19 protein-coding genes are annotated in these 24,918 nt (G+C 61.0%); 13 read left to right on the top strand and 6 right to left on the bottom strand.

What is annotated here, in order from left to right; genetic code table 11:
- Positions 1–8: 8 nt before the first annotated feature.
- From EXQ56_00340 to EXQ56_00320, 5 genes are all read right to left on the bottom strand, one after another.
- Complete coding sequence (locus tag EXQ56_00340) at positions 9–2,549, bottom strand: DUF1592 domain-containing protein (GenBank protein MSO18908.1); 2,541 nt, start codon at positions 2,547–2,549, stop codon at positions 9–11.
- Positions 2,550–2,735: 186 nt separating this feature from the next.
- Positions 2,736–6,080: a TonB-dependent receptor gene (locus EXQ56_00335; protein ID MSO18907.1), complete on the bottom strand. Its 3,345-nt coding sequence runs from the start codon at positions 6,078–6,080 to the stop codon at positions 2,736–2,738.
- 195 nt (positions 6,081–6,275) lie between these two features.
- Positions 6,276–7,166 (bottom strand): hypothetical protein, encoded by an 891-nt coding sequence (locus EXQ56_00330; GenBank protein MSO18906.1) that lies wholly within the window; start codon positions 7,164–7,166, stop codon positions 6,276–6,278.
- On the bottom strand, positions 7,167–8,546 hold the full coding sequence (locus EXQ56_00325; protein ID MSO18905.1) for a hypothetical protein: 1,380 nt from the start codon (positions 8,544–8,546) through the stop codon (positions 7,167–7,169). It abuts the gene before it with no gap.
- 307 nt (positions 8,547–8,853) lie between these two features.
- Entirely contained in the window at positions 8,854–9,213 is a 360-nt protein-coding gene (locus EXQ56_00320; GenBank protein MSO18904.1) for a signal peptidase I, read from the bottom strand.
- A 186-nt stretch (positions 9,214–9,399) separates the two neighbouring features.
- Between EXQ56_00320 and miaB the strand changes: the two genes are divergently transcribed.
- From miaB to EXQ56_00270, 10 genes are all read left to right on the top strand, one after another.
- Positions 9,400–10,938, top strand: coding sequence for a tRNA (N6-isopentenyl adenosine(37)-C2)-methylthiotransferase MiaB (gene miaB, locus EXQ56_00315; protein ID MSO18903.1), 1,539 nt, complete (start codon positions 9,400–9,402; stop codon positions 10,936–10,938).
- A 153-nt stretch (positions 10,939–11,091) separates the two neighbouring features.
- Entirely contained in the window at positions 11,092–13,464 is a 2,373-nt protein-coding gene (locus tag EXQ56_00310) for an amidase (GenBank protein MSO18902.1), read from the top strand.
- A gap of 291 nt (positions 13,465–13,755) precedes the next feature.
- Positions 13,756–14,208 (top strand): hypothetical protein, encoded by a 453-nt coding sequence (locus EXQ56_00305; protein MSO18901.1) that lies wholly within the window; start codon positions 13,756–13,758, stop codon positions 14,206–14,208.
- A complete protein-coding gene (locus tag EXQ56_00300) occupies positions 14,123–15,025 on the top strand; it encodes a hypothetical protein (protein MSO18900.1) in 903 nt (300 codons plus the stop codon). Before EXQ56_00305 ends, EXQ56_00300 begins: the two co-directional genes overlap by 86 nt.
- A 454-nt stretch (positions 15,026–15,479) precedes the next feature.
- Positions 15,480–15,785 (top strand): hypothetical protein, encoded by a 306-nt coding sequence (locus EXQ56_00295; protein ID MSO18899.1) that lies wholly within the window; start codon positions 15,480–15,482, stop codon positions 15,783–15,785.
- A gap of 261 nt (positions 15,786–16,046) precedes the next feature.
- Positions 16,047–16,625 carry a DUF1080 domain-containing protein gene (locus tag EXQ56_00290; GenBank protein ID MSO18898.1) on the top strand — a complete coding sequence of 193 codons (579 nt, stop codon included), beginning with the start codon at positions 16,047–16,049 and terminating at the stop codon, positions 16,623–16,625.
- A gap of 169 nt (positions 16,626–16,794) precedes the next feature.
- Complete coding sequence (locus EXQ56_00285) at positions 16,795–17,280, top strand: bifunctional nuclease family protein (protein MSO18897.1); 486 nt, start codon at positions 16,795–16,797, stop codon at positions 17,278–17,280.
- 914 nt (positions 17,281–18,194) lie between these two features.
- Entirely contained in the window at positions 18,195–18,671 is a 477-nt protein-coding gene (locus tag EXQ56_00280) for a nuclear transport factor 2 family protein (GenBank protein MSO18896.1), read from the top strand.
- 331 nt (positions 18,672–19,002) lie between these two features.
- Entirely contained in the window at positions 19,003–20,016 is a 1,014-nt protein-coding gene (locus EXQ56_00275) for an amidohydrolase (GenBank protein ID MSO18895.1), read from the top strand.
- Positions 20,017–20,215: 199 nt separating this feature from the next.
- Positions 20,216–20,689, top strand: coding sequence for a GatB/YqeY domain-containing protein (locus EXQ56_00270; GenBank protein MSO18894.1), 474 nt, complete (start codon positions 20,216–20,218; stop codon positions 20,687–20,689).
- 879 nt (positions 20,690–21,568) lie between these two features.
- Here EXQ56_00270 and nrdR read toward each other — a convergent pair.
- Complete coding sequence (gene nrdR, locus EXQ56_00265; GenBank protein MSO18893.1) at positions 21,569–22,030, bottom strand: transcriptional repressor NrdR; 462 nt, start codon at positions 22,028–22,030, stop codon at positions 21,569–21,571.
- A gap of 177 nt (positions 22,031–22,207) precedes the next feature.
- On the opposite strand from nrdR, the gene EXQ56_00260 reads away from it, so the two are divergent.
- The 3 genes from EXQ56_00260 (at position 22,208) to EXQ56_00250 (ending at position 24,916) form a co-directional block, all read left to right on the top strand.
- Positions 22,208–23,758 carry a hypothetical protein gene (locus tag EXQ56_00260; protein MSO18892.1) on the top strand — a complete coding sequence of 517 codons (1,551 nt, stop codon included), beginning with the start codon at positions 22,208–22,210 and terminating at the stop codon, positions 23,756–23,758.
- On the top strand, positions 23,758–24,300 hold the full coding sequence (locus tag EXQ56_00255; GenBank protein MSO18891.1) for a thermonuclease family protein: 543 nt from the start codon (positions 23,758–23,760) through the stop codon (positions 24,298–24,300). Before EXQ56_00260 ends, EXQ56_00255 begins: the two co-directional genes overlap by 1 nt.
- Positions 24,301–24,394: 94 nt before the next feature.
- Entirely contained in the window at positions 24,395–24,916 is a 522-nt protein-coding gene (locus EXQ56_00250; protein ID MSO18890.1) for a (2Fe-2S)-binding protein, read from the top strand.
- Positions 24,917–24,918: the final 2 nt, after the last annotated feature.

Genomic DNA, 24,918 nt, shown 5'->3' with positions numbered 1-24,918 from the left:
TATATCGCTCATGGCTCGGCTCTCCTTCTCATCTGAAAGGGAACACTTTTCACAATGCCGCTGATCAGCGCCGACCAGTGCGTGCCGCCCTGTGCGGCGTCGCGCATGATCTGGCGGATGGCGGGCTGGTCCTGATACTCGACGCCGCGGCCCAGCGCGTAGGTCAGGAGGCGCTCGGTTACAGTGTGGATGAACTGCTCGGGCTGCGCCAGCAGAATCTTGCGCAACTCGGCGGGGCCTTGAAACTTGGTCCCGTCGGGCAGCACGCCGGAGGAGTCAATGCGCCCCGAGCCGTCCTGGTCGCGCCATTTTCCGGTAGCGTCGAAGTTTTCGAGCGCAAAACCAAGCGGGTCCATCACGCGATGGCAACTGGCGCAGGACGGGTTGGCGCGGTGCGCCTCCATCTGCAGGCGCATGGTGAGGAGCTTGCCGTCCTCGCCCTTCTTTTCTTCAAGCGACGGGACATCGGGCGGCGGCGGCGGCGGCGGCGTACCCATTAGATTTTCCAGCAGCCACTTGCCGCGAATGGTCGGCGCGGTGCGCGTGGCGTAGGAGGTTACGGAAAGAATGCTGGCCTGGCCCAGCAGCCCTTTGCGATTCTCATCGGTTACCTGGATGCGGCGAAAGTGTCCGCCGTACACATCGCTGATGCCGTAGTGGCGCGCCAGCGGCTCGTTGACAAAGGTATAGTCGGCGCTGAGCAGCTCCAGCACGCCGCGATCTTCGCGCAACATGCTCTCGAAGAATAATTCCGTCTCACGCTCAAACGATTCGCGCAGGTTGACGTTGAAGTCGGGAAAGAAATCGGGGTTGGGCCACACGGCCTTCACGTTGCGCAGGTAGAGCCACTGCCCGGCGAAGTTGCTCACCAGCGCGGCGGAGCGCACCTCGGCCAACATGCGGCGGACCTGGGTGTCCAGCACGCCGGGGTCTCTCAACTTACCCGCAGCGGCGAGTGCCAGCAATTCCTCGTCCGGGATGCTGCTCCATAAAAAGAAGGAGAGGCGCGAGGCCAGTTCGATGTCGCTGATGCGCTGCACATTGCTTAACGTGGCGCTGACTGCGCCGGCGGCATCGCGCGGAATGCGGAACAGAAATTCAGGATCGACGAGCAGCCGTTGCAGCGCGGCCTGGATGCCTTCTTCGAAGCCGCCCTCGGCGCGACGCTGCTCGAAAATATCGAGCAGCGCGGCGACATCGGCATCCGTTACGGGACGGCGATAGGCGCTACGCGCCAGCGTGGAAAATATTTGACGCGCGCAAGTTGCTTGCGCGGCCGGCTCAGTCGTGACTGGTTGGCAGGAGAAAATCTTGCGGCGACTGGGCGTCTCGCCGACGCCATTGGCTTGCCCGTTGACGGGGAGCGGACCTTTCACAACCAGGCTGGCCACGGCAGGCTCCACGTCCACGTGGCCGTAGTCGCGGGCGTAAGCGTAGTCGGAGACCTCCGGCTGAAAGACACCCTCACGCTCGGCGGTGATCAGCGGGAAGGTAACGCCGATGGTGTGCTTGCCGGCGGAGACCGGAATGTGCAGGTTGAAGCTTTCGTCGGCGGTGCGGCGGTAATATTCATCGAGATCGTTCTTGTTCTTCGCGGGTGTCGTGGCGGACATGGCGGCCATCGCCTGCTCGCGCCGCTGCTCGCCGCCAAAGGTAAAGTCGCGGACGCGCACGCCGTCCAGACGAATATCCATGGTCCGCTCGCGGTCGAGGCCCAGGATCAGGTAATCCTGATTGGCCTGGAGGCGGATACGCATCTCATACTCGCCGTTGACGGGGAAGAAATGCGCGATGGCCACGCCGCCGCGCGAGCCGAACGGCAACTCTTCGCTCATGCGGTCGTGCTGCAATACGTAACGGGGAATCTCGTAGCGTTTCTCGACCGGCTTGATGCCGGGATCGCCCAGCGCCAGCACCGTAACCTTGCGCGCGGCGGAGAGATAGGCCTCCATCAGCAGCGGCGATATGGTCAGCACATCGCCGATATTGTCGAAGCCGTAGCCGGAGTCGTCCGCGGGCAGCAGTGCGGCGACGTCGATGGCCGTGGGATCGAGCGCCAGCAGATCGCGCACGGCGTTGGCGTACTCGGCGCGATTCAGCCGATGCACCGCCGGGCGACCGGGGTTGGGGTGCGCGGAAGCCGCGCGGTCCAGCTCAGTTTCCAGATAATTTGTAAACGCTCGCAGGCTGGCGGCGTCGGGACGCGGCGCGCCCTGCGGCGGCATGGAGTTGCCGCGCAGCTTGCGAATCACCTTCTCCCACACCTCGCCGTTGGCAGCCGCATCTTCCACCTTCACCTGATCGAGCAGCAGGCCGGCGGTCTTCAGTTTTTCATTGTGGCAAGTAACGCAGTAGCGATTGACCAGCGCGCGATGCGGCACCGCCCCGGACGCTGCGGGCACCTGCGCCCCTGCGGCGGCGGCGTGGAATACAGCAGCCGTGGCGGCGAGCATGATGACTTCCACACGGCCACGCGCCGCGCGCGATTTGAAATGTAAGCTGAGGTGCATGCTCATTCCACTGACTCCAGCAAAATTATGTGCGGTCATTCGGTGTCAGGGCACGACTAAAGTCGTGCCCTGACGAAAATCCAGTGCGCGGACAGCGCCAGAATAGCATGGGACTCAAGCAATCTCAAACCACGGAATTGCGCCGCAAACCGCGCAGAAACAAAAGAGCCACGACGGCCCTTGGGGGCTGCCGTGGCTCTTCGGAAGGAAGTAAAAAGTTAAAGTCTAGAACGTGTAGCGCAGCCCGAGCTGAATCTGCCGAGCCGAGCCGCGAGTGGTGCGAATGCGGCCGGATTCAGGATCGGGAACGTTGTCGATAAAGATGGTCTGAACCGGGGATCCAAAGTTCGCCCGATTCAACATGTTGAAGAAATCGGAACGGAACTGAAGCTTGTGATTTTCCGAGATCTGTATGCCTTTCATCAGTGAGAAGTCCAGCGTCGCCTGTCCGGGTGCGGTCAGCGTGCTGCCTCCCAGGGTGCCGAAGTAGCCCGGCTTGTAGTCTGCGTCTCCGGGGCGGCAGACACGCGTGCCCAGGCAGGTGGATGGGACAAAGTTGCTGGTGTCGAAGTACTTGTCCGGGCCGCCCAACACCGGGTCGTTGTTGCCGCCCGGGATCAGATTCACCCGCAAGTTTTCGCTTTCGCCCATCTGGGTGTCCTGCACTGTGCTGTTGTCATAAACAGAAATAGGGTAGCCGTCGTTGAGCGTCAGGATGCCGCTCATCTGCCAGCCTCCGATGAGCGCGCCGGCTGCGCCGGTGAGACCACTTGTAGGCAGTTCGTAGGAGAAGTTCATAGACATGGTGTTGCGGATGTCAAATCCGGAACGCGCCTTTTTCAGGTGCATATCCCAATAATAAATTCCGCGCTGGCCATCGGGAAGCTCATCGCCACCGCTGGTAACGCCGGAGCCCTGGTCAGTGGACTTGGCGAAATTATACGCCAATTGCATTTGCAGCCCGTGGCTGATCCGTTTGTTCACGCCCACCGCCAGACCGTGGAAATAGCTGTTGGCGTTGGACGATTGCGTACGGATTTCTCCGAAATTGGGATTGATGAGTGGGGCGTTCACTGGGAAATACTTCGTACCAGTCGGCTGATTCGGATATCCCTCCCACTCAGTCATGTTCGACAAACTCTGGTGCAGCAGGTGCAGCCCACGTGAGCCGGTGTATCCAGCCGATGCCACCCACCCGGTGCCAATCTCGCGCTGCAGGGTCAAACTCCAGCGATGAATGTAGGTGTTGGACTGATTCGGTTCCATGTAGCGAAGATTGAAGGATGAGCAAGCCGGGCTGGTCAGCCGGGGCAACAACCTGTTCACCATTAGAGGAGCCATGCCACCAATCGGAGCTGCGGGGCATCCAGGACCAGTAGCGGTACGCGCCCGCAGCCGGGCCGTCTCCACAAACGGCGGCAATTCCTGGAGCGAAGTGCGGAGCTGATAAAGCACTGGATAGTCGTAGAAGATGGCAAAGCCGCCGCGGATCGACGTCTTGCGATCCCCCGGCGCCCAGGCGAAGCCAAAGCGCGGACTAAAGCTCTTCAGCGTGGGGTTCCCGAAGAATTCCTGCACGTTGGTGCGGGTAAACGGCCGCGGCTCGTTCTTGAACTGCGCCGCCACCTGTTCAGTTACTCCAACGAAGTCATCCTTCTGGATGTTATCCAAGGTCGAGATAAGATGATTGTCTTCGTCGGGAACCGTAACAAACTCATAGCGCATTCCCAAGTTCAGGGTGAATGACTGAGCGATCTGCCAGTTGTCCTGGAAGTAGGCGCCCATCAGAAGCTGCCGCAAATTCCGCTGCGGACTCTCATGGCCGGGCGTGAAGACCTGGAAATCGTCCACGGTGTTGGTAAAAAACTCATTCATGTTGCGGAAGGTAACGATGCCGTTGCAGCCGCGGCTGCAAGCCTCTTGCCTATAGCGGAATCGCTTGATCTCCGCGCCCAGACGGAACGAATGGTTGCCGCTGGAGATCGACAATCCTTCTTTAAACTGCAGCGCCTTTTGGGTGTAGGTGGAACCATCCACACGATAACCCAGGGAATCAGGGCCGCCGGTTATGACAATCTGGCCCACTTTTGCCCGACCGGGATGAAATGCCAGAGACTTGGTATCCCGAGTACCTTGACGGATGTCACCGGCGGATTCGCTGAAGCTGTAGCCGAACTTGAACTCATTCAGCATGGTCGGAGTCAGCACTGAATTGTGGTTCACGGACAAAGTATGCTTCTTGCTGGTGACGCCGTTGCCGCCGCCGCCGCCCTCGGTTACTTCGCACAAGATGCCGCAAGTGGCGCGATCGCTGTCATTCCAGCTATACGACGCGCTCATGAAGCCCGCCTTTTGCCCGCCGAAGGTATGGTCATATTTTCCGGTTAAGGTATCGTCGTTCACCGGTACGTTCTGTGTGCCTCGCACGCGAACTGTGTTTATGGGATCGATGGTCGGCTCACCTGTTGGCGTGTTGCCTGCGCCCACTACCGGGTACAGGGCCAGATACGGGGCCAGTTCAGGAGCGACGCGGGCCCGGGCTGCATTCGTAAGAATGGTAACCGTCTGGGTATTCGCCGCACGCTCGCGCAGCCCTTCAAAGCTGGCGAAATAGAACGATTTGTCCTTAATGATCGGGCCACCCAACGAGCCCCCGAATTGATTGCGCTTGAACTCGCCTTTCGCACCAAATGCATTGTCTTCCCACTTGGCTGCGTCAATGTTGTCGTTGCGCAGGGTCCAGAATCCTGAGCCGTGCAGCGCGTTGGTGCCCGACTTGGTAACCGCGCTGATGATGGCTCCCGCCGCGCTTTGGTATTCAGCCGAGTAGTTGTTGGTGATGACCTGGAACTCCTTCACTGTCTCCGCGCCGGTGTAGGAGCCGGAGGCGCCTTGCGGGTTGCCGGAGAGGTCGGAGTTGGACACGCCGTCCATCAAGTAGAGGTTCTGGGTGCCGCGGGCGCCGCCCACGGTGATCTTGTCTCCCAAGCCACCGAAGGTGCCGCGGCCCGCCGGACTCTTGATGACGCCGGGTTGCAACACGGCCAACTGCGTCAGATCGCGATTGTTGAGCGGAAGGTCTTCCACCTTCTGCGCGTCCACCAGTTGCGAAACGGTCGCGGTGGTGGTCTCGATCAGCGTGGCCTCGCCGGTGACCGTCACCTGCTCGGCCACGTTGCCGACTTGCAGCGCGTGGTCCACCACGGCGTTGCGACCGATAGAGAGCGTGATGCCGCTGCGCACGCTGGTCTGGAAGCCCGCCGAGGTGGCTGATACTTCATACGACCCGGCGGCCAGGTTGGATATTTCATAGCGGCCCGTGGGGCCTGCGACCGTGGTACGGGCGATGCCGGTCTCCACGTTCTTCGCGGTAACTTCCGCGCCGGGGACCGCCGCTCCCGAGGGGTCGGTGATGGTGCCGGTTACGGTACCGGTGGTCAACTGAGCGGTGGCCAGGGCCGCCGACAGGAACATCAATCCAGCAAGCGCGACGATACTGTTCAAACGCAGTGCGCCCTTGCGGCAATTAAGCAAAAGTCGAGTCATGGAATCTCCTTGAGAAAACGTCATGTTTGTTTCAAATCTATACTGTCTAGCTCCAAAGTCTTGCCTCTAGCTTAAGTACGCGCGTTGCAGATTGCAAGCGATTCTTTTCGCGGATTGCCCGCTGAACCGAATTACACATCCCGACCTGTCACAGAGCCGCGACCGGGAGGGAGCGGTCCCTCCCGGTAGCGACTCTGTTACACCGTTTCGGAAAAAGCCCTAGGGCCGCCGGGCCTCCTGATCGAATAGCTCCGGGAAGGAGAAGGTCAGCACCGCGTTCAGGCGCATGTCGGAGATCATAATCTCCTTGTGGTTGGGGTTCAGGGTTACGCCGCGCGGCTTCACCATGATGTTGGAGGCCTTGCCGTCGATCTTCCACTTGGGCGCCACGTCGCCGTTGTCGTAGATGCTCCAGACGCCGAGGAAGGTGTCCAGAGGGATGGCCGTGCCGCCGTCGCTGATCTGGCTGGCCACGATCCACCCGCCCTTCGAGTAGACCGAGAGCTGGCGGGTAGCGTACAGGCCGGTCTTGGGGCCGCGGATGAACCGGATGGGATCGACTTCCCCATCGGCCAGCCGGTCGAAGATGAGAATCGTGTTGCGACCCGTCGGATAATTGTGCGGGTTGGCGGTGGGATACTTCTTGGCCCAGTCGCCGCGCAGCGTGCCGTCGGTGGCGATGACGTTGTGGACATAGTCGACAGCGATGCCGCCGCCGATGGTCCAGTTAGCTGGTCCGGCGGCACGGCGGGGACGGCGGATGGGCGCGACGTTGCCGTTGGCTCCGGCGGGGAAGACCAGTATCTGGTCATCCTGCGGAATGAGGATTTCGTCGTGGACCGGGTCGATCTCCAGCGTGTCGTCGCCGCTGAGCATCGTCTTCAGCCCCTGAATGATCCGCACCGGCGCGGCCTGCTTGTCGGCGTCGCCCTTATACGTCAGGATGGCCTGCGCAAACGGGTTGGTTACCGCCAGCTCATCGCGCTTCTCGTTGTAGCGGATGTCGTGCATGGTGCGGCTGAGCAGGGTGGCCTGCCCGAAGATCAGTCTGCGGGGCGCTTCGTTGCCCTTCGACAACCTGTCGAAGACCGCGATCTGCGGATGCGCCACTCAGTTGGGTACGAGTATTTCGTTGCGCTTGGTGTCATAGGCAACGGCGCCGGGGTTGCCGATCTGCAACGCGGGCTGGTCGGCGGGAGCTCCGCGAATCTGGCGCACTGGCGGGACATTGCCGTCAGCATAGAGCGGATACACCGTGGCGGAATGGTTGCCCATGTTGGCCACCACCATCTCCTTGTTCTTCTTGTCCACGAAGATGCCCGTGGGGTTCTTGATCATCGTCCGCGGCCCTTTGACGACGCGCGTGGGAGCCACGTCGCCGTTGTCAGTTACCTTGAAGACCAGGACGGAGTCGCCGCCGTCGTTGGCCACGTAAATCAGCCCGTCTTCCTCGTCCACGAACATGTGGCCGGGCCAGTTGAGCTGCGTCTTGGGGCCTTGGATGGTGCGCAGCGGCGCCACGTCGCCGTCGGTCTTGATGGGATAGGAGGTGATGGAGGGCGGGAAGAACTTGCCCGAGCCGGGGATGCGTCCCAGGCCGCCCGTGCCACCGCCGCCGCCGCGTTCCTTGCCCACTTCGTACTCGGCGAAGTTGCCGTAGTTGACCACGAACACCCAGCCGTTCTTGGTGTCGACAACCACGCCATGCGGATCGGCGAGGCCCGTCTTGTTGCCCGCGATCATGCGCAGCGGCTCGACTTTGCCTTGTCCGTATTTGGGATAGACCACCACCGACGAGGCGTGCTGCACGGTGAGAAACATCTCCTCGGCCTTCTCGTCCACGGCGATGCCATAAGTCCCGTGCGGGGTCTCCATCTCGCGCGTGGGCGGCACGTCGCCGCGAGCCTCGCGCGAGAACACGGTCAGGGTGTCCAGCGTGTCGTTGTTGACAGAGTAGATGTCGCCGTTTTTGGGGTCGATGTAGAGGCCGCAGTTGAACTCGACCTTGGTGTGATGTCCGCCGATGACGCGCTTGGGCTCGCTCATGGCCGCCGTGGGCGGCGTGTTGGTGTTGCGGTCATAGACCATGATCTGAAACAGGTTCTCGTCCTGCAGGACGATCTCGCCATTCACCAGATCCAGCGCCACTGCGCTGTATGTGGGGTAGGGGTCCTTAATCACGCGCGAAGGCGCTCGCTCGATGACCATGCGCGCGCCGTCCGCCGTGGCGCCCGCCGGCGGTGTCGCCTGGGCTTGCATCGACCCGAAAGCTGATGACGCACTGGCCGGCACCAGCTGGCACATCGCGCCGTCGGCGCCCATCTCGGGCATCTCCGGCAGCGGATCAATCGAGACCAGCCGCGGCCCGTAGGAGCTGGCAATTGGGGTTTCGCCCGGCGACCCGCCAACCAACATCATTACGATGGCGGCGGCCACGACTCCGGCATAAACGAATAATGCAGGATGAGACTGCAATGTTTTTTTGCTCATATGCTATGAACTCCTTACAACGCTAGACAGAACACGATCCAATACACTTGGGTACAGATTCTATGTGCTTCTCGCATTTTGGTCAATAGCAGGGTGGTCAATAGCGGAATGGTAGGCTGGGTTTATGAATCGAGCAGGCAGTCCGGCGGATTGTTGGAAGCTGTTTTGGGTGTCATTCCGATTTGGTTGTCATTCCGAGCGCAGCGAGGAATCTGCTTTTACTTCAAACGCACGCACAGCAGATTCCTCGCTGCGCTCGGAATGACAACCGAAAATCGCTTTTCGGCCACGCGCCTAGGCCACACGCCTAGGCCACACGATTGTAGCGGGCGTCGCCCCAGGCCAGCATGGGATAGAAGATCATCGGCAGCAACAGCAGCCCGATGCCGAAGCCATCGGATTTGCCGAAGTTCTTGGCGATGGCCATCATGATGCCGATCACTATGTTGACGAGCGGGAGCAGCATCAGCAAAATCCACCACGTGGGCTTGCCGGCAATCTGCAGTAATACAATGATGTTGTAGATGGGGACGATGCTGGCCCATCCCGGCTGGCCGGCCTTGGTGAAGACCACCCAGAACGACGCGATAATCAGCACGAACAACGCCACCATCACCACAATGAACCCCATAAATAATATTCCAACACCAACTCCAACTTCGTCCATGTCGGTGAATCCTCCTCATCTTTGAAGTATCCGTACGTGTCCTGCGAAGTCGCGTGTAGATTGTATGAACGCGGCCCGTTCGTCAAGCACTATTTCGCAATGAGCCGAAACAGAGCGCTACCATCCGCGTTCGCTTCGCCAATGCTATAATCTCAGTTCGGTGCGCAGAACTAACGCCGCCCAATTATGTCCAAAACTTTTTACCTCGAGACTTTCGGCTGCCAGATGAACGTCCATGACTCGGAGAAGGTCATTGGGACGCTGCGCCAGCACGGCTACGCGCAGGTGGAGGACGCCGAGATGGCTACGCTGGTCCTCTACAACACGTGCAGCATCCGCGAGAAGGCCGCGCAGAAGGTGTTCAACCGGCTGAATGAGCATAAGCGCACCAAGCCGGAGTGGCGCGAGGGCGTCGGCTGGCTGATGCCGCAGAAATATGGCGTGCTGGGCTGCGTCGCGCAGCAGGAGGGCGAGGCGATCTTCGACGCCGCTCCACATGTGTCATTAGTGGCTGGCTCCGCCAGTTATTCCAAGCTCCCTGAGTTGATCGCGCGGCTGGAGGCGGGCGAGGAGCGCGTTACCGGCCTCAGCCTCGACACCGAAGAAACGTTCGACACGCCCTACACGAATCGAGAGAACCCGCATCGCGCCTACATCACCATCATCGAGGGCTGCGACAAACATTGCGCCTACTGCGTGGTTCCCTTCACGCGCGGCCCGGAGCGCTCCCGCACCTCGGTGAGCGTGATAGAAGAAGCGCGGCGCATCGCCGACTCCGGCGTCACCGAGATTCAACTGCTCGGACAGAACGTGAACTCCTACCGCGATCCGTCGTCAGCGCGCGTGTCGTTCGCCGAGTTGATGACCAAGGTCGCCGACGTGGCTGGCATCCGCCGCGTGCGCTTCACCACGTCGCATCCGCGCGACTTTGGCCGCGATATCGTCGAGGCCATCGCCGCGCATCCCGGCCTGTGCAACCACGTCCACCTGCCCGTGCAGTCCGGTTCGTCCGACGTGCTGCGCGGCATGAAGCGCGACTACACGCGCGAGCAGTATCTGGAACGCATCGCTTGGATAAAACAGGGCGCGCACGCGCCCTCATTAAGCGCCGCGGGCGGATTAAACGCCGCGCGCCGCCGCATCAGCCTCTCAACCGACATCATCGTCGGCTTCCCCGGCGAGACCGAGCGCGACTTCGAGCAAACCATCACGCTGCTCGACGAGGTCGGCTATGACTTGATTTATTCATTCCAATTTTCGCCGCGCCCCAACACCGCCGCGCTCGACTACGCCGACGTGATCCCCGACGAAGTGAAGGCCCTGCGCCTGCGCATCGTGCAGGATCGCCAGCGGCAGATCCAGCTCGATCTCTACCAGCGCTTTGTCGGCACGCTCATGGAGGTGCAAATCGAGTCGGCCAGCTCGAAGCCCACCGCCACCGGGGCCAAGCTCTGGAAGGGCCGCACGGCGGAGAACCTGATCCTGAACTTCACGGTGCCGGCTGAACTGCACGATGTCCCCGCTGCGGGCCAGTATTGGAACACGCGCGTCACGCAGGTAACCGCGACCTCGCTGCAAGGTGAAGCAGTCGGCGCGCCAGTGTTTGTTCCGGAAAAGCGCATGACATTGGATCATGGGGACGCCGATCTGGACGCCCGGTTCTCCACGCCTGAGCCGCTATATCAGCAGGCGCAACCCGCCGCCAGCCCATTTCAAATCCTCTAGGGCCGACCAACTCAGCCTTTCCCGAAATCTTTCAAAGAATGCTTTTCAAAATGCACCCCTGCAAGCCGACTCACTACTGCTGAATTGAGCCTCTTGGCTTGGCTTGCAATCCGTGGAATACTGCACACTGTGATTGCGAGGAGGGGAATTGTGATGACTACGAAAACACACGCCAAGGGGTTTGCTTCCAGCTGGTTTTTCACTGCCCGTTGGTTTTTCACCGCACTGATGCTGGCGGCCGCCGTGTTGTCCGCGCGCGCACAGCAGCGCGGGTTCCAGATCGAGGAGGCCTCGATCTCCGATATTCAGAACGCCATACGCCAGGGGCGGACGACCTGCCAGGGTGTGGTGCAGGCCTATCTCGATCGGGCCAAGGCGTATAACGGCGTCTGCACGGCGCTGATAACGCCTGACGGCGCACCGCTTGCTCCGGCCACCGGCTCGGCCACCAGCTCGGGCACTGGCCTAGCCACCGGCCTGGCGACCGGCATGATGCGCGCCGGCGCGCTGCTCCAGTACCCCACGCAGACTGTCGCCGCATCCACCATTCTCCCCAGTCTGGATCAGTACGCCGGGCCGCCCATCGAATTTGGGAAGATGATGACCTCCATCTCCGATCCGAGCGTGCAATTGCAGTATGGCTGGCGCGTGGGCATACCCAACGCCGGGCAGCTCAACGCGCTGGAGACGCTGAACATTCGTGGCGAGCGTTCCATCACCTGCAAGGGCGACTTCGACCGCGCGCCCTCGGCCGGGCCGTTGCCGGCCGGCGCGCCGGCGGCGTGCGAGGAGTTCCGCAAGATGCCCGACGCGCTCGAGCGCGCCGCCGAGCTCGACCGCCAGTACCGGCGCAACCCCGATCTGGCGAAGCTCCCCATGTACTGCGCGGTGATCTCGCTCAAGGACTGGTATGACGCCAAGGACATGCGCGCGACCGGCGGCAACGATGTGAATTTCGCCATGGACGCACCCAAAGTGGATTCGCCCGACATCGCCGTGCTGCGCGACAAAGGCGCGATCATCTACGCCATCTCCTCGGCCAGCAACGTGCCCGGCGCGGCTGCGGATGGCCCGCATCAGCCCACTATGGTATTTCCGCAGGGCAACCTGCAATATGCCCCATGGAGCGGCCAGGCCTGCAACCCCTATGACACGGCGCGCGTGCCGCGCGGCACCAGCAACGGCTCGGGCGTCTCGGTGGCGGCTAACTTGGCGACCTGCGGCATCTGCGAGCAGACCTCCGCATCGTGCAAAGGCCCGGCCTCGCGCAACGGCGTGGTCAATCTGCTCACCACCAAGGGCATCACCATGGATGGCGGAACCACCTTCAGCGACTCGGGCGACCGCGCCGGCATCCACTGCAAGACCGTGCCGGACGCCGCTCGCGTGCTGGACGCGATGAAGGGCTACAAGTCCGCCGACATGTTCACGGCCATCCCCAAAGGCATCATTCCCGCGCAGCCTTATACCAGTTTTTTGGTGCCCGAGTCGGCGGTGAAGAACAAGCCGCTCAAGGGAGTGCGCATCGGCATCGTGCGCGAGTTCATGGTGAAGCACACCAGGAACGATGAGGCCATCAGCGACCAGATTGACCAGGAGATCAAGGCCATCCTGCGCGACAAGCTGGGCGCCGAGCTGGTCGAGTCGGTTGACCCGCTCTACCTAGACGACCCGTCCGTGCCCAACATGAAATACACGTTCCAGCAGGCGCTGGCCGAGGTGTACTCGCGGCACGTGCCGGAATACTTCACACGCAAGTCTGAGGACGGCCAGCTCACTTACGCCGTGCCGGGATGGGATGTAACCACGGTGGACTATCTGGTGGCTCTGGGGATGGGCCAGGCGCCGCTGTCGCCCCGAATCAACCTGCGCAACATCAGCGAAGGCTTTGGAAATCCCACGACGCTTCTGCACATGAACGAGTATCTGGCCCGCCGCGGCGATGCGCGCGTGAAGGATTGGGCGAGCTGGGTGGCCAATGCCACCTTCAAGACCGACGGCGAGCGCGCCCGCGCGCTGAACGCCGCCGAAAGCAAGAACCCTCTTCCCGAGCCGGGCACGATCAGTTTTCTGAAGATGCAGTCAGTGAACCGCTTGGTCGTCCTGCGGGTGATGCGCGAGAACAACATCGACGTCTTCGTGAATCCCGAGAACACCCTGCCGCCCTACCTGCTGGGCGGGGCGGCGGAGCCCGGCGTGGATGGCCGCGAGTCGGCCAGTTGCTGCCAGCGCTTCACCGCGCTTCTGGGTAGCCCGGAGATTGATGTTCCCGCCGGCTTTGTAGCGGTCTCCTACGATCCCCAGTATGTCCTGAGCGCGAACAAGAAGCGCTACGACGCCGTGCCGGGAACTGTGCCGACCACCATGCCACATCCCATGCCCATCAGCATGATGTTCTGGTCCGGCCCGGGCTATGACCCCGACGTAATCAAAGCCGCCTCGGCCTACGAATCGGCCACGCACCACCGCGTGCCATCGCCGGCATTCGGGCCTGTATCAGCCGCCCAGAAGCGCCCGAACCGTTAGGCCGTTTTGCGGGTTCGTGTATCCGAGCCGCGACAGTTATGGAGCGTCCACCAGGCATGAAGACCTGAGTGCCTCTGAACGCGGGATTTGGTCGCGCACCTGAATATCGTGGACGCTCCATAAACTGCCGCGGCTCGGATCGGGCTACAGCATCAGTAAAAATGGTCTAGGAGTGCTGGAATCATTTGCAACTTCGCGCGACTTCGTCGGCCCGAGCGGGTTTGATATGAGGCGGGTATGATGTGAGGACGGACGCGGTGTGATATGACATTTCTTTTGCTTCTGGGAATCATGCTGACTGCCGCGCGGGGATTTGCGCAGCAAGGAGGCCCCCCCGGGCCCGGACCTGGCGACCCGCTGCCGAATCCGCCGCTGGCCTCATTGAAAACCGTGCCGCCGCCGGCGCCCATCGGCATCGAGCGCTACGTGGCTGACCAGAAGGCGCTGATCGCGCTCGGCAAGGCGCTGTTCTGGGATATGCAGGCCGGCAGCGACGGACGCACCGCCTGCGCCACCTGCCATTTTCACGCCGGTGCTGATCACCGTCTGCAAAATCAACTCTCCGGCCCGGACGCAGCGGTCAATCAGACGCTCGCGAGCGCGGATTTCCCGTTTCACCGGCTGTCCAACGCTGGCAACAACAATTCCACCGTGTTGAGTGACAAGCGGCAGGTGGGCGGCCTTTCGCTCGGAGTATTTCGATTCGCCGGAACTGCTGGATGGCTGGACCCAGGCCGAGCATAACTTCGCGCTGTTCTGGGGGCTGGCGATTCAGGCTTACGAGGCCACGCTCATCTCCAACGATTCGCGCGTGGATCAGTTCCTCGAGGGGCGCAGCGACGCGCTCACCTCGCTCGAACAGCAGGGCTTGAATGAATTCCGCAATAATGCCTCGCGTTGTACCAACTGCCACAATGGCGCCGAAATAACCGCGGCGGGCTGGAGCGTGGTCTCCCGGCGTTTCCCCATCACCCCGGCCGATTTGGGCTTCTTCCGCATCGGCGTGCGGCTCATCGGCGAGGATGCCGGCCTGGGCGGCACGGACGATTTCGGCGTGCCGCTGTTCGCTGCCAACACCGCCGCAGCCGCCGGAACCTTCAAGGCACCGGGGCTGCGCAACGTCGAGTTCACCGGACCGTACTTTCACAATGGCGGCCAGGCCACGCTCGAACAAATGTTGCAGTTCTACAACCGCAACGGCGACTTCCCGCAAGGCGGAAACCTGGGCCCCGGCATCGGCAATATTAATCTCGGCGCGAACGACCGCGCGGAGATCGCCGCGTTTCTGCGCGCGCTCAGCGATGACCGGGTCCGCTACCAGCGCGCGCCGTTTGACCATCCCTCGATCTGCGTGCCGAACGGGCACGCCGAGCGCGCGCCCAGCGAACTGGAACTTGACCCCGCCCAAAGCGGATTGGTGGCCCTGGACAAGTGGGCGTTGATCGCCGAAGCAGGAGCGGCGGGATTGAATGTGCCGCTGCAAACTTTCGATGAGCTGTTGAACGGCATCGGCAACGACGGCACCAGAGCCAACAACATGACCACTTCCTGCACGCCCTAACAGCGCCGCGCGGCGACGTTCCTGCACCGCCGGCAGCCGCTGCTTTGCATTTTGTGGGAAATAAACAGGGGCGTGATCCCGGGCGCCAGCGCCGGTAGTGGGCTACTTTGAAAATTTGTTCGGAAACTTTCTTCTAGCCCTGCCCTTTAGGGCTGGGTAAGGATTTCATCGAGGCCATTAGCCCCGTTCACGGGGCTTGTAGCGTGCAATACCGATGGAGTCTTCTCATGTCCCGCAGCAAAGTAATGTCCCGCGGCAAAGCCCCCTGAAGGGGGCTGATCATCATAGGGGCATCGCGACCCAGGCCTAAAGGCCTGGGCTAGAAGAAAAGGAATTTCCAAGCAGCCAACTACCCGAACGCCACGCCACTTCGCTTTCCCGCCAGTTGGCGAGTATGATGAATGTGTTCGGTTTGCCTATTTAGATTTGCGAACACCCACAGGAGGAACACCAAATGAAGAAGATGAACGTGATGATGCTGGCTGCGGCCATGCTGCTGGGCGGCGCGGCGCTGCGCGCCGAAGTGCTGGAAGGCGTGGTGACCGATACCATGTGCGGCCTGAGCCACAACGGCAAGCCCGCCGACAAGTGTACGGCCGGCTGCGTGAAAAACGGCTCGACCATGTCGCTGGTGGTCGGCGGCAAGCTCTACACCATGAAGGGCAAGGTCGCGGGCCTGGAAGCCCTCGGCGGCTCCACGGTGAAAGTAACCGGCAAGGTTACCGGCACCGACCTCGAAGTTGAATCCTTCGCGAAGTAGTTCCGCTGAATCAGGAAACACCAAAGCGGCTGGCCCCGGACCAACACCGGACGCCAGCCGCTTTTGTGTTTCCATACGCGCCGTGTTGTCATACCCTATTGCTTGCGATGCCCGGCATCGTTGGCGGGCCGAACATTTTTTTATCCGGTTTTATCTTTTATCCGGTTTTACTCGGATTTTTCAAGTGAAGCTGTTTCAAAATTTCCGACAGGCAGGTAAATCATCATGAAACGATTCACCATCATTCTCCCGCTGGCTTTAATGCTGATCGCACCCGGCACGTTCCTTGCGCCCGCGGCGGCGCAGGCGCCCGAGCCTAGGCCGTTCGTCCCCATATTCAACGGCAAGTCGTTTGACGGCTGGAACAAGGTCGGCGACGTCAACTGGCGTCTGGTGCCCGATCCGGCCGGCGACTACGCCGAGGCCGACAAAGGCTCGGGCTTCCTGGTGTCGGCGAACTCCTACGGCAACTTCACTCTGAAAGTCGAGTTTTGGGCCGACACGCCGGCCAACTCCGGCATCTTCATTCGCTGCGCCGATCCCAAGACCATCACCGCGGACAGCGCCTACGAGGTCAACATCTTCGATCAGCGCCCTGACCCCAAGTACCGCACCGGCGGCATCGTCAACGTGGCCGAGCCCAAGATGAAGGTGGACGCCGGCGGCAAGTGGCACACCTACGAGATCACCGCCGACGGCGATCATCTCACGGCCAAGTTTGACGGCGTAGTCACCGCCGACGGCCGCGACTCGAAGCACGCCAGTGGCCCCATCGCGCTGCAATACAGCGCCGGCGTAGTCCGCTTCCGCAAAGTGCAGATCAGCGAGCTTAGGGATTAGGTATTGGGTGTTAGGGATTAGGGAAAGCCCATTCCCAAACCCCCAATCCCCAACACCTAATCCCCGGTTCTTTGAATCCCTTTGCGCTCCCGCTGCAATGATGTAATGATGGAACCAGTGGGATATAGCAGTTCCCCCGGCACGCAAATTGGGCAAGGAGGGAATCATCATGGAAGTTGAAATGAAGATTCGCGGTCTGATGATGGACCCGGTTACCAACATGCCCATCGTCATTCTGAAGGACGTGAACGGCAACACCGTGCTGCCCATCTGGGTGGGCGTGTACGAGGCCAACGCCATCGCGCTGGAAATCGAAAAGGTCTCGACGCCGCGCCCCATGACCCATGACCTCATCAAGAACGTGCTGATGGGCTTGAACACTTCGGTCAAGAAAGTGGTCGTCAGCGACCTGCGCGAGGAGACCTACTACGCGCTGATCTGGCTGGAGCAGGCCGGCGAATCGATCAGCATCGACTCGCGCCCCTCCGACGCGCTCGCGCTGGCGCTGCGCCTCGACTGCCCCATCTTCGTCGAGGACCAAGTCCTCAAGACCAGCAAAGTAACCACCACCACCGCCGAAAAAGTCACCAACGAAGAATTAAAGAAGTGGCTCGAAGGCCTGAACGACGAAGATTTGGGCCGCTACAAGATGTAGGTGGTTAATCCTCGAACTTTAGGGTGGCTGAATTCTGACAGAATTCACATTAGGTTCTTTAATCATTAGCCTCGCGCCGCTTTCACGACATCTTGGCGCTGCTCGCTTCCTTCATCCTATTTATTTCGCGCCTCGATAAGCTCATTCCTCACCACGTCCATAATGTACATTCTGATGGCGGTCGTAACCGGAGCTGGCTGGGGATGGCCAGATCCGAGCCAAACGTTCATTCTGCAAATGCTCTGTCTTGGTGGCGCAGGGACTGGGATGACTCATGCCCTATTTGCGTGGTGCACTTCAAGGAAATTCTTCCTCTACACACTCATTGAGCTCATTGTTTTGAATCTCGCATTATTTCTCATCCAGTATTTTGTTCACTTCGACGGCTACCTCACTGTGTTCCTACTTGCGACGGCTATTGGAAATTTTGGACTGCTAGTTGTATGGCTTCTGAAAGCTGCACGCTTGGCTCCGTGGAATGATATCTCCGCGTGAAGCAAGTACCAACTTTTTCACCTAAAACAGCTCGGAGCCAAAGCACCTCATAGAGTCGCGCGTAAGCAATCCGCCTCCTACCTAAGCATTAGAAATCAATCTGATCGAGCCCCGGCAGGGGCGTCAAGCAAGTAGCCCACGGCGCAAGCCGTGGGTTTGGCATTGCGGAAACCAACGAGCCCGTAGGGGCGAAAGATTGCCCGGCTGAGGAGCCACCGTTCTTTCGCCCCTACGGGGCTTGGTCCACATCACTACCCGATACCCCGGGCTTACGCCCGGGGCTACTTTCTCGCCGCCCCTGCCGGGGCTCCGGTCGTGCCATCTCAATAGGAATTGAGGCACTTCGCGGGGCATGGATTGGGTTTGCTCAACTCGTGCCCGTCTGCTAGAATCCGGGCAGCTACACTGAGAGGTTCGCCATGAGGCTTGGACTTGCCGCCATCATCCTTTCGATTCTGGCCGCGCTCCCATGCCACGCGGCTGAATCAACTGAAGTGGTTACCGCAGACATGGCCATCCTGCAAACGCTCGATCAGCAGATTGAGTCGGCCATGGTTCGCGCTGATACTGCGTTTCTCCAGAAGGCGCTGGCCGATGACTTTCGCTTCAATCACATCAACGCGCACCGCTTCCAGACAAAGGCGCAGTTGATCGAAGAATTCGGCAAGCCCGGCGCGTTCCTCTCGCGCACGGTGGATTCCGTCACCATCGAGCCGCACGGCGAAGCCGCCAGCAAAGTGGGCATCACCACGGGCCGCATCCACTTCAAGACGCCGGACGGCAATGAGCAGACGCTCTGGTACGTGCGCGTTTACGCGCAGCGCGCCGGGGCGTGGCAACTGCTCTCGCACATCACCACCGCCAAGGCCAAAGGCCCGCTGCCCGTCGCGAAGTAGTCACAGAGCCGCGACCGTCAGGGAGCGGTGGTTCACTCCACCTTGCGCGACTGACATTGGAATCTCCACCCGGACGCGCCAGGCCATTCTGTTTCTTGAACGTTCCCGCGGTTGCCAGCGAACCCCCGCTCCCTTGCGGTCGGGGCTCTGCTCCGAAATTTCCAGACAAACAACCCCTGAATGCTGTAAAATGAGCGATTGCGGTGCCGCCGCAGGTTTAGGTATTAGGTAATGAGGATCAGGGAATGGGGTGCGGACCATCCCTGCCCGCCGTTGTTCCCCCAATCCCTAACCACGAACCCCTAATCCCCACTCTCGAAAAGGACCAACCATGAAGATCGATATTTTCCCGCATATATTTCCCGTGCCGTTTTTTGAGCGCATGGCCAAAGTCGCCGGCAAGGCCGAGAACATGGTGAAGCGCACCAGCGAGATTCCCGTGCTCACCGACTTGAACGAGCGCTTCCGCATCATGGACCGCTACCCCGACTACGTGCAGATTCTCACGCTGGCCTCGCCGCCCATCGAGACCCTGGCCGACCCCAAGAACTCGCCCGAACTCGCGCGCATCGCCAACGACGGCATGGCCGAAATCTGCGCCAAGCATCCCGACCGCTTCCCCACCTTCGCGGCGTCAATGTGCATGAACAACATGGACGCCTGCCTCGAGGAGATCGACCGCGCCATCAACAAGCTCGGCGCCAAGGGCATCCAGATATTCTCGAACGTCAACGGCCGCCCGCTCGACGAGCCGGAGTTCCGCCCGCTGTTCGCCAAAATGGCCAAGCTCGACCTGCCCATCTGGCTGCACCCGGCGCGCCCGTCGACGATGCCGGACTATGCGTCGGAGAGCAAGTCGCGCTACGAAATCTGGTGGACCTTCGGCTGGCCTTACGAGACCAGCGCGGCCATGGCCCGCATCGTCTTCTCGGGAATGTTCGACCAGTTCCCCGACATCAAGATCATCACCCACCATTGCGGCGCAATGATCCCCACGTTTGAAGGCCGCACCGGCTTCGGCATGGACCAGCTCGGCGCGCGCACCCCCGACGACGAACGCGACCTCATCAAACACAGCCTGAAGCGCCGCGTCGGCGACTACTTCCGCATGTTCTACGGCGACACCGCATTGTTCGGCGCGCTGGCCCCGCTGCAGGCCGGCGTGGCCTACTTCGGCTGCGACCGCATCCTGTTCGGCACCGACATGCCGTTCGACCCCGAGAAGGGCAACGGCTTCATCCGCGAAACCATTCGCTGCGTGGACAACCTGCAGATTGCCCCGGTCGAGCGCCAAAAGATTTACGAGGATAACGCCCGCCGCCTGCTGAAGCTGCCGAAGAAATAAGGTGTCGGCTTGGTAGCCGCGTCATCCCGGCCCGCCGGGATGGCGCGGGCCTTCCGCCCAATCGCCCCGCCCGCCCGACCGACCACGCGTCACAGAGCCGCGCGCGTCAGCAAGCGGACACGGTTGGTAATAGCAACATCTCCACTCGGCACAACCACACTTCCGCGCCGCCGCCAACTCCGTGTAGAATGGCAGAACTATGGCGCTACTGGATCAACTGTCACAGGAAATGACCGCGGCCATGAAGGCGCGCGATGAAGCCCGCCTCTCGGCGCTGCGCATGATCAAATCCGCGCTGATGAAGCAAAAGGCGGATTCACCCAAACCCCTCGACGAGGCCGCCGAGATGGCCGTGCTCAAAATGCTCATCAAGCAGCGCATCGACGCCGCGGAAATGTATCGCGCCAACGCCCGCCCCGAGGCCGCCGCCAAAGAAGAAACCGAGCGCGCCATCATCGAAGCCTACCTGCCCGCCGGCGCCAGCGAAGCCGAGATCGAAGCCGCCCTCGCGGAGGCGCTAGCCGAAGTCGCCGCAGCCAGTAATCCGCCGGGCAATACAATGAGCATCAAACAAATGGGCGCCGTAATGAAAGCCACCCAAGCCCTCCTGCAAGGCAAGACCGTAGACGGCAAAGCCCTCAGCGAAAAAGTCCGCGCGCGGCTGTCGGCATAGACTCGTGCAATTCAGCCAGTCTTCGTTTCCCTTGTCAAGTAATTCGCGCAGTTCAGGCCGTCCCCATTTATTCCACTCACAGACAAATACAAAATGGACGGCGCGCTGCGCGGCGGCGCCTGTGCGCGGCTCGCGTCCCGGCAGGATGGGACTGCGCGCGGGCCTTCGGCAGAGTGGAAGCTGTGTTCATTGCTCCGTGAACCCCGGGCTTACGCCCGGGGCTACTTTCTCACCGCCCCTACCGGGGCTCCGCGCGGTGTGAAGATAACGTCTCGTCCCCGGCTTTCCCGGCATCAGGAAGCCCGGAGGCAGACGGGATGTATTTCTTGATTAGGACAGCAATCTGATTTGGAACTGTGTGTGCCATGGCGCGGGTTGCTCGCGTGATCGCCGGCGGCGGACCGCATCATGTTGCGCGGCGGTTTGCCTGGTGGGGCAGGCATTCCTGCCTGCCCTGTCTTTCATCCCGAGGGGACAGGTCTGGAGACCTGTCCCTACTTAAATCGTTTCCGCTGCCGTGACAGTGCCACGACCGTGAGGGAGTGGAGGTGGGTTCTCCTCCGTTACGAAGGCCACCACCGCTCCCTGACGGTCGCGGCACTGTCACGCGGCGCACGGCGGGAGTAAAAACTAGAGCGCGCGGCTGCGGCGGGGGCCAAGAAGGATTCGTCGAATAACGGAATTTATCTGGAAAATTTGGGCGCGGACGCGCGGATGGATGATTCCGCCAGATGGTCGCGGCGCGACGCGGAATTTTGCTCCTGCCGCAGGCCGGATTTCTGGGCACGTTAGTCGAAACTGTGAAAGTGGATACTTCGGGCTGGGCCGATTTTTCCGCCAACTTTGCAGGCTGAAAACGGGCGCGAAGTTAAGGCATTTTTATTGCTTCGGCGAGCGCAGCAAGTCCTTCAATTCGTCCATGAATTCCTTCACGTCTTTGAAGTCGAGGTAGACCGAGGCGAAGCGCACGTAGGCGACCTTGTCGAGTTCGCGCAGCCGGGTCATCAGGATTTCGCCGATCTTGGTCGAGGCCATCTCGCGGTCCGGCGACTCCATCACGCGCATCTCGACGGCGTTGACGACCTCTTCGAGCTGGCTCGTGCTGACCGGGCGCTTCTCGCAGGCGCGCAGCAGGCCGGCCTGGACTTTCTGCCGGTCGAAGCGCTCGCGACGCCCGTCTTTCTTGACGATCATGTAGGGTATCTCGTCGATGCGCTCGTAGGTGGTGAAGCGCCGCTCGCACTTCAGGCACTCGCGGCGGCGGCGGATGGACTGCGCCTCCTCGCTCTCGCGCGAGTCCACGACCTTGCTCTCCACGTGTTCACAAAACGGGCACTTCATTCCGGCGGCCTCTCCTCATAGATCGAATGGATGCAGCTTCGTTCCTCTTCGTTCGCTTCGTTCTTTAGGCGGGCCAGTATAGCATAGGCGCGCCATCCAGCCCGCTTTCGCAGGAGTCCGGCAAAGGCGGAGAGCCGTCCTACGATTTTCATGGCAACCCTGTGAACAGGGGTTAGAATGAATAGAGGGATCGACAGCGCACTGCAGTTCCGCCACGCATGTAGGTGCCGTGGTCGCCCTTGGTGGAGGAAGGCTTCCATGCTGCGCAAGCTGGCTCACATCGTTCTCTGCTTCGCTCTACTCAACACCACAGCGCTCTCGGTCGCACAGAACAATGCTGCCACGGTGCCCGGTGGGGAAGCCGGGACCATGTCCTCCGAAGCCTCCAGCATTGACGCCTTGCTCACAAAATCCTTCCTGGAAATTTTGGGGGTGGCCCCCACCGTCCGCTTCACGTCGCAGCAGTATGTGCAAGTTCGCAAGCGCATGGAGAGCCGCGAGAAGACCCGCAAGGACGAACTGCAAGCCGCCATCAAGAGTATCGACGATGAGATCAAACAGGGTGAGCGCGACCTGAAGAAATTGAACGAGCAGTCCTCGTTTGATACCGATGAGATCGCCCAGCAACGCAATGTGATTCACTGCGCCATGCAGCGATTGCGCACGAAGCAGGCCGACACGCGCATTGCGCTCGAAACGGGCGTCCCCATTGAATATGAGAACCTCTACGCAAAACTTGAACTGCTCGAAAAATGGCCCGCAGCGCGCATGGAGATCGCCCGACAAGTGGAGCGCGGACAGGCTCGCCAGCGCCGCTGGGGCGACGTGGAGGACATCGGCTTCCGCAACAGCGCCAAGAATCAGGAAGACGACATCAAGGACGGGCAGGAAGCGATCCAGCAGATGAAGCAGTCCGGCCTGATGCCCAAGGCCATCGAGGACGCGGAGATCACTGAGTACGTCAACCGCATCGCGCAGAACATCGCGCGCAACTCGGACCTGAAAGTTCCGCTGAACGTAACGCTGCTCAACTCAAACGAGATCAATGCCTTCGCGCTGCCCGGCGGATTTCTGTTCATCAATCACGGGCTGCTGCTCGAAGCCGGGAGCGAGTCGCAGTTCGCCGGCGTGATCGCGCATGAGATTTCTCACAACGTCGCGCGGCACGGGCATCGCCTGTTGAAGCGCGCCACCATATCGAGCGTCATCTATCAGGCCGCGCAGATCGGCGCGCTGATCTTCACCGGCGGCGCTGTGGGCATCGGCGCTTACTACGCGCTGCAATACGGATTCCAGGGCCTGGGGCTGATCCTCAGTTTACAACTGCTGGGCGTGAGCCGCGACTTTGAACTGGAGGCCGACCAGCTCGGCGTGCAGTACGCGTGGAAGTCCGGCTATGACCCGGAGGGCTTCATCGAGTTCTTCGACATCATCGCGAAGAAGGAAGGCTACGTCGCCAAGACCAGTTTCTTCCGCACGCACCCGGCCTTCTACGACCGCATCGTCGAGAGCAGCCGCGAGATCGCATTTCTCGCGCAACCAGACCAGTCGATTGAGAATACCGCCGAGTTCGACCGCATACGCGTAAAGCTAAAGAAGCTCTCGACCGACCTGGACAAGGAAGAGAAGAACCGACCGACGCTCTACAAGCATATCCCCGGCTGTGAACCCAGCAGCACACAGACGCCGCCCGAAGCGAGGCCGCAGTTCGGCGGCGCGAGACTCTGATGGCACATGGTGAGATAAGGCGGGATGGTCAGCGAAGAAGCCTTATTAGTTCGCGCAAGCTGATCCTGCTGTTGATCGGTCTGGGCGTGGTCGCCTATCGCTTTCACTTTTATCCTGCGGATCAAACCGTGCACGATGTGCCCGCGACAACCCGCACCTCTGCCAGCGCGAATGCTTGTGGCGATTCCGGGGATTGTTTCTCCGGTCCGGTAACGCGCGTAATTGACGGAGACACCCTCGACATTGCTGACCGCCGCGTGCGATTGGTGCTGGTGGACGCCCCAGAGCGCGACACATCCGAGGGCCCCGCCGCCACGCAACTACTTGCGCGACTGTGTCAGCCGGGTACGCTTGCGGCGGCATGGCCCGATGCCCGCCAGCCCCGCGACAATTACGGACGCACGCTAGCCGTGGTGCGCTGCGGCGATGAAAATGTTAATGCGCGGATGATTCGCTCCGGGCACGCGCAACTGTATCGGCGATTCTGTCGCGCCAGCGCCTTTGGCGCGGAACCGTGGGCGCGGAAACTCGGCTGCCCATGATGCCGCTCTTGAATTTGCTGGAGCCGCCCGTTATGTTCAATAGGTTCGTTGTTAATGGATGGCGTAGCCAGTGCCAACCAATTGCGGAGACAGCTTGAAAATTCCCGTCGAGATTAGCGTGAATGGCGTGCGGCATCGCTCCGAGGTGGAGCCGCGCCTGCTGTTGGTCCATTATCTGCGCGACGGGTTGGGCCTCACGGGCACGCACATTGGCTGCGAGACCGGACTGTGCGGCGCCTGCACGATTCATCTGAACGGCGAGGCGGTGAAGTCCTGCCTGCTCCTGACCGCGCAAGCCGACGAATGCGAGGTGCGGACCGTTGAGTCGCTCGCTGTAGCCGGCACGCTCGATCCGCTGCAGCGTGCCTTCAAGGAAGAACACGGCTTGCAGTGCGGTTTCTGCACGCCGGGAATGCTGATGGCCGCTCACGATCTGTTGACTCATCATCCACATCCCTCCGACGATGAAATTTGCCGCGGCATCGATGGCAATCTCTGCCGCTGCACTGGATACCAGATGATCATCGCGGCGGTGCGCCGCGCGGCCCAATCCCTGCCTGCGGCGGCTCCCAGCAAGGCAATCGCGAGCAAGAAAGACCAGGAGGCCAGTAAATAACC

Source organism: Acidobacteriota bacterium, from assembly GCA_009691245.1.
Lineage (GTDB): Bacteria > Acidobacteriota > Terriglobia > 2-12-FULL-54-10 > 2-12-FULL-54-10 > SHUM01.
The sequence above is the reverse complement of the archived record's forward strand: the minus strand, read 5'-3'. Positions and strand labels throughout refer to the sequence as shown.

Coding starts and splice junctions, on each gene's coding strand:
- EXQ56_00285 (MSO18897.1), top strand. CDS start 16,795: ATGGAAGTTGAAATGAAGATTCGCGGTCTGATGATGGACCCGGTTACC.
- EXQ56_00305 (MSO18901.1), top strand. CDS start 13,756: ATGCTGACTGCCGCGCGGGGATTTGCGCAGCAAGGAGGCCCCCCCGGG.
- EXQ56_00335 (MSO18907.1), bottom strand. CDS start 6,080: ATGACGTTTTCTCAAGGAGATTCCATGACTCGACTTTTGCTTAATTGC.
- EXQ56_00275 (MSO18895.1), top strand. CDS start 19,003: ATGAAGATCGATATTTTCCCGCATATATTTCCCGTGCCGTTTTTTGAG.
- EXQ56_00255 (MSO18891.1), top strand. CDS start 23,758: ATGGCACATGGTGAGATAAGGCGGGATGGTCAGCGAAGAAGCCTTATT.
- EXQ56_00280 (MSO18896.1), top strand. CDS start 18,195: ATGAGGCTTGGACTTGCCGCCATCATCCTTTCGATTCTGGCCGCGCTC.
- EXQ56_00325 (MSO18905.1), bottom strand. CDS start 8,546: ATGAGCAAAAAAACATTGCAGTCTCATCCTGCATTATTCGTTTATGCC.
- EXQ56_00310 (MSO18902.1), top strand. CDS start 11,092: ATGACTACGAAAACACACGCCAAGGGGTTTGCTTCCAGCTGGTTTTTC.
- EXQ56_00260 (MSO18892.1), top strand. CDS start 22,208: ATGAATAGAGGGATCGACAGCGCACTGCAGTTCCGCCACGCATGTAGG.
- EXQ56_00290 (MSO18898.1), top strand. CDS start 16,047: ATGCTGATCGCACCCGGCACGTTCCTTGCGCCCGCGGCGGCGCAGGCG.
- EXQ56_00270 (MSO18894.1), top strand. CDS start 20,216: ATGGCGCTACTGGATCAACTGTCACAGGAAATGACCGCGGCCATGAAG.
- miaB (MSO18903.1), top strand. CDS start 9,400: ATGTCCAAAACTTTTTACCTCGAGACTTTCGGCTGCCAGATGAACGTC.
- nrdR (MSO18893.1), bottom strand. CDS start 22,030: ATGAAGTGCCCGTTTTGTGAACACGTGGAGAGCAAGGTCGTGGACTCG.
- EXQ56_00340 (MSO18908.1), bottom strand. CDS start 2,549: ATGACCGCACATAATTTTGCTGGAGTCAGTGGAATGAGCATGCACCTC.
- EXQ56_00320 (MSO18904.1), bottom strand. CDS start 9,213: ATGGACGAAGTTGGAGTTGGTGTTGGAATATTATTTATGGGGTTCATT.
- EXQ56_00295 (MSO18899.1), top strand. CDS start 15,480: ATGAAGAAGATGAACGTGATGATGCTGGCTGCGGCCATGCTGCTGGGC.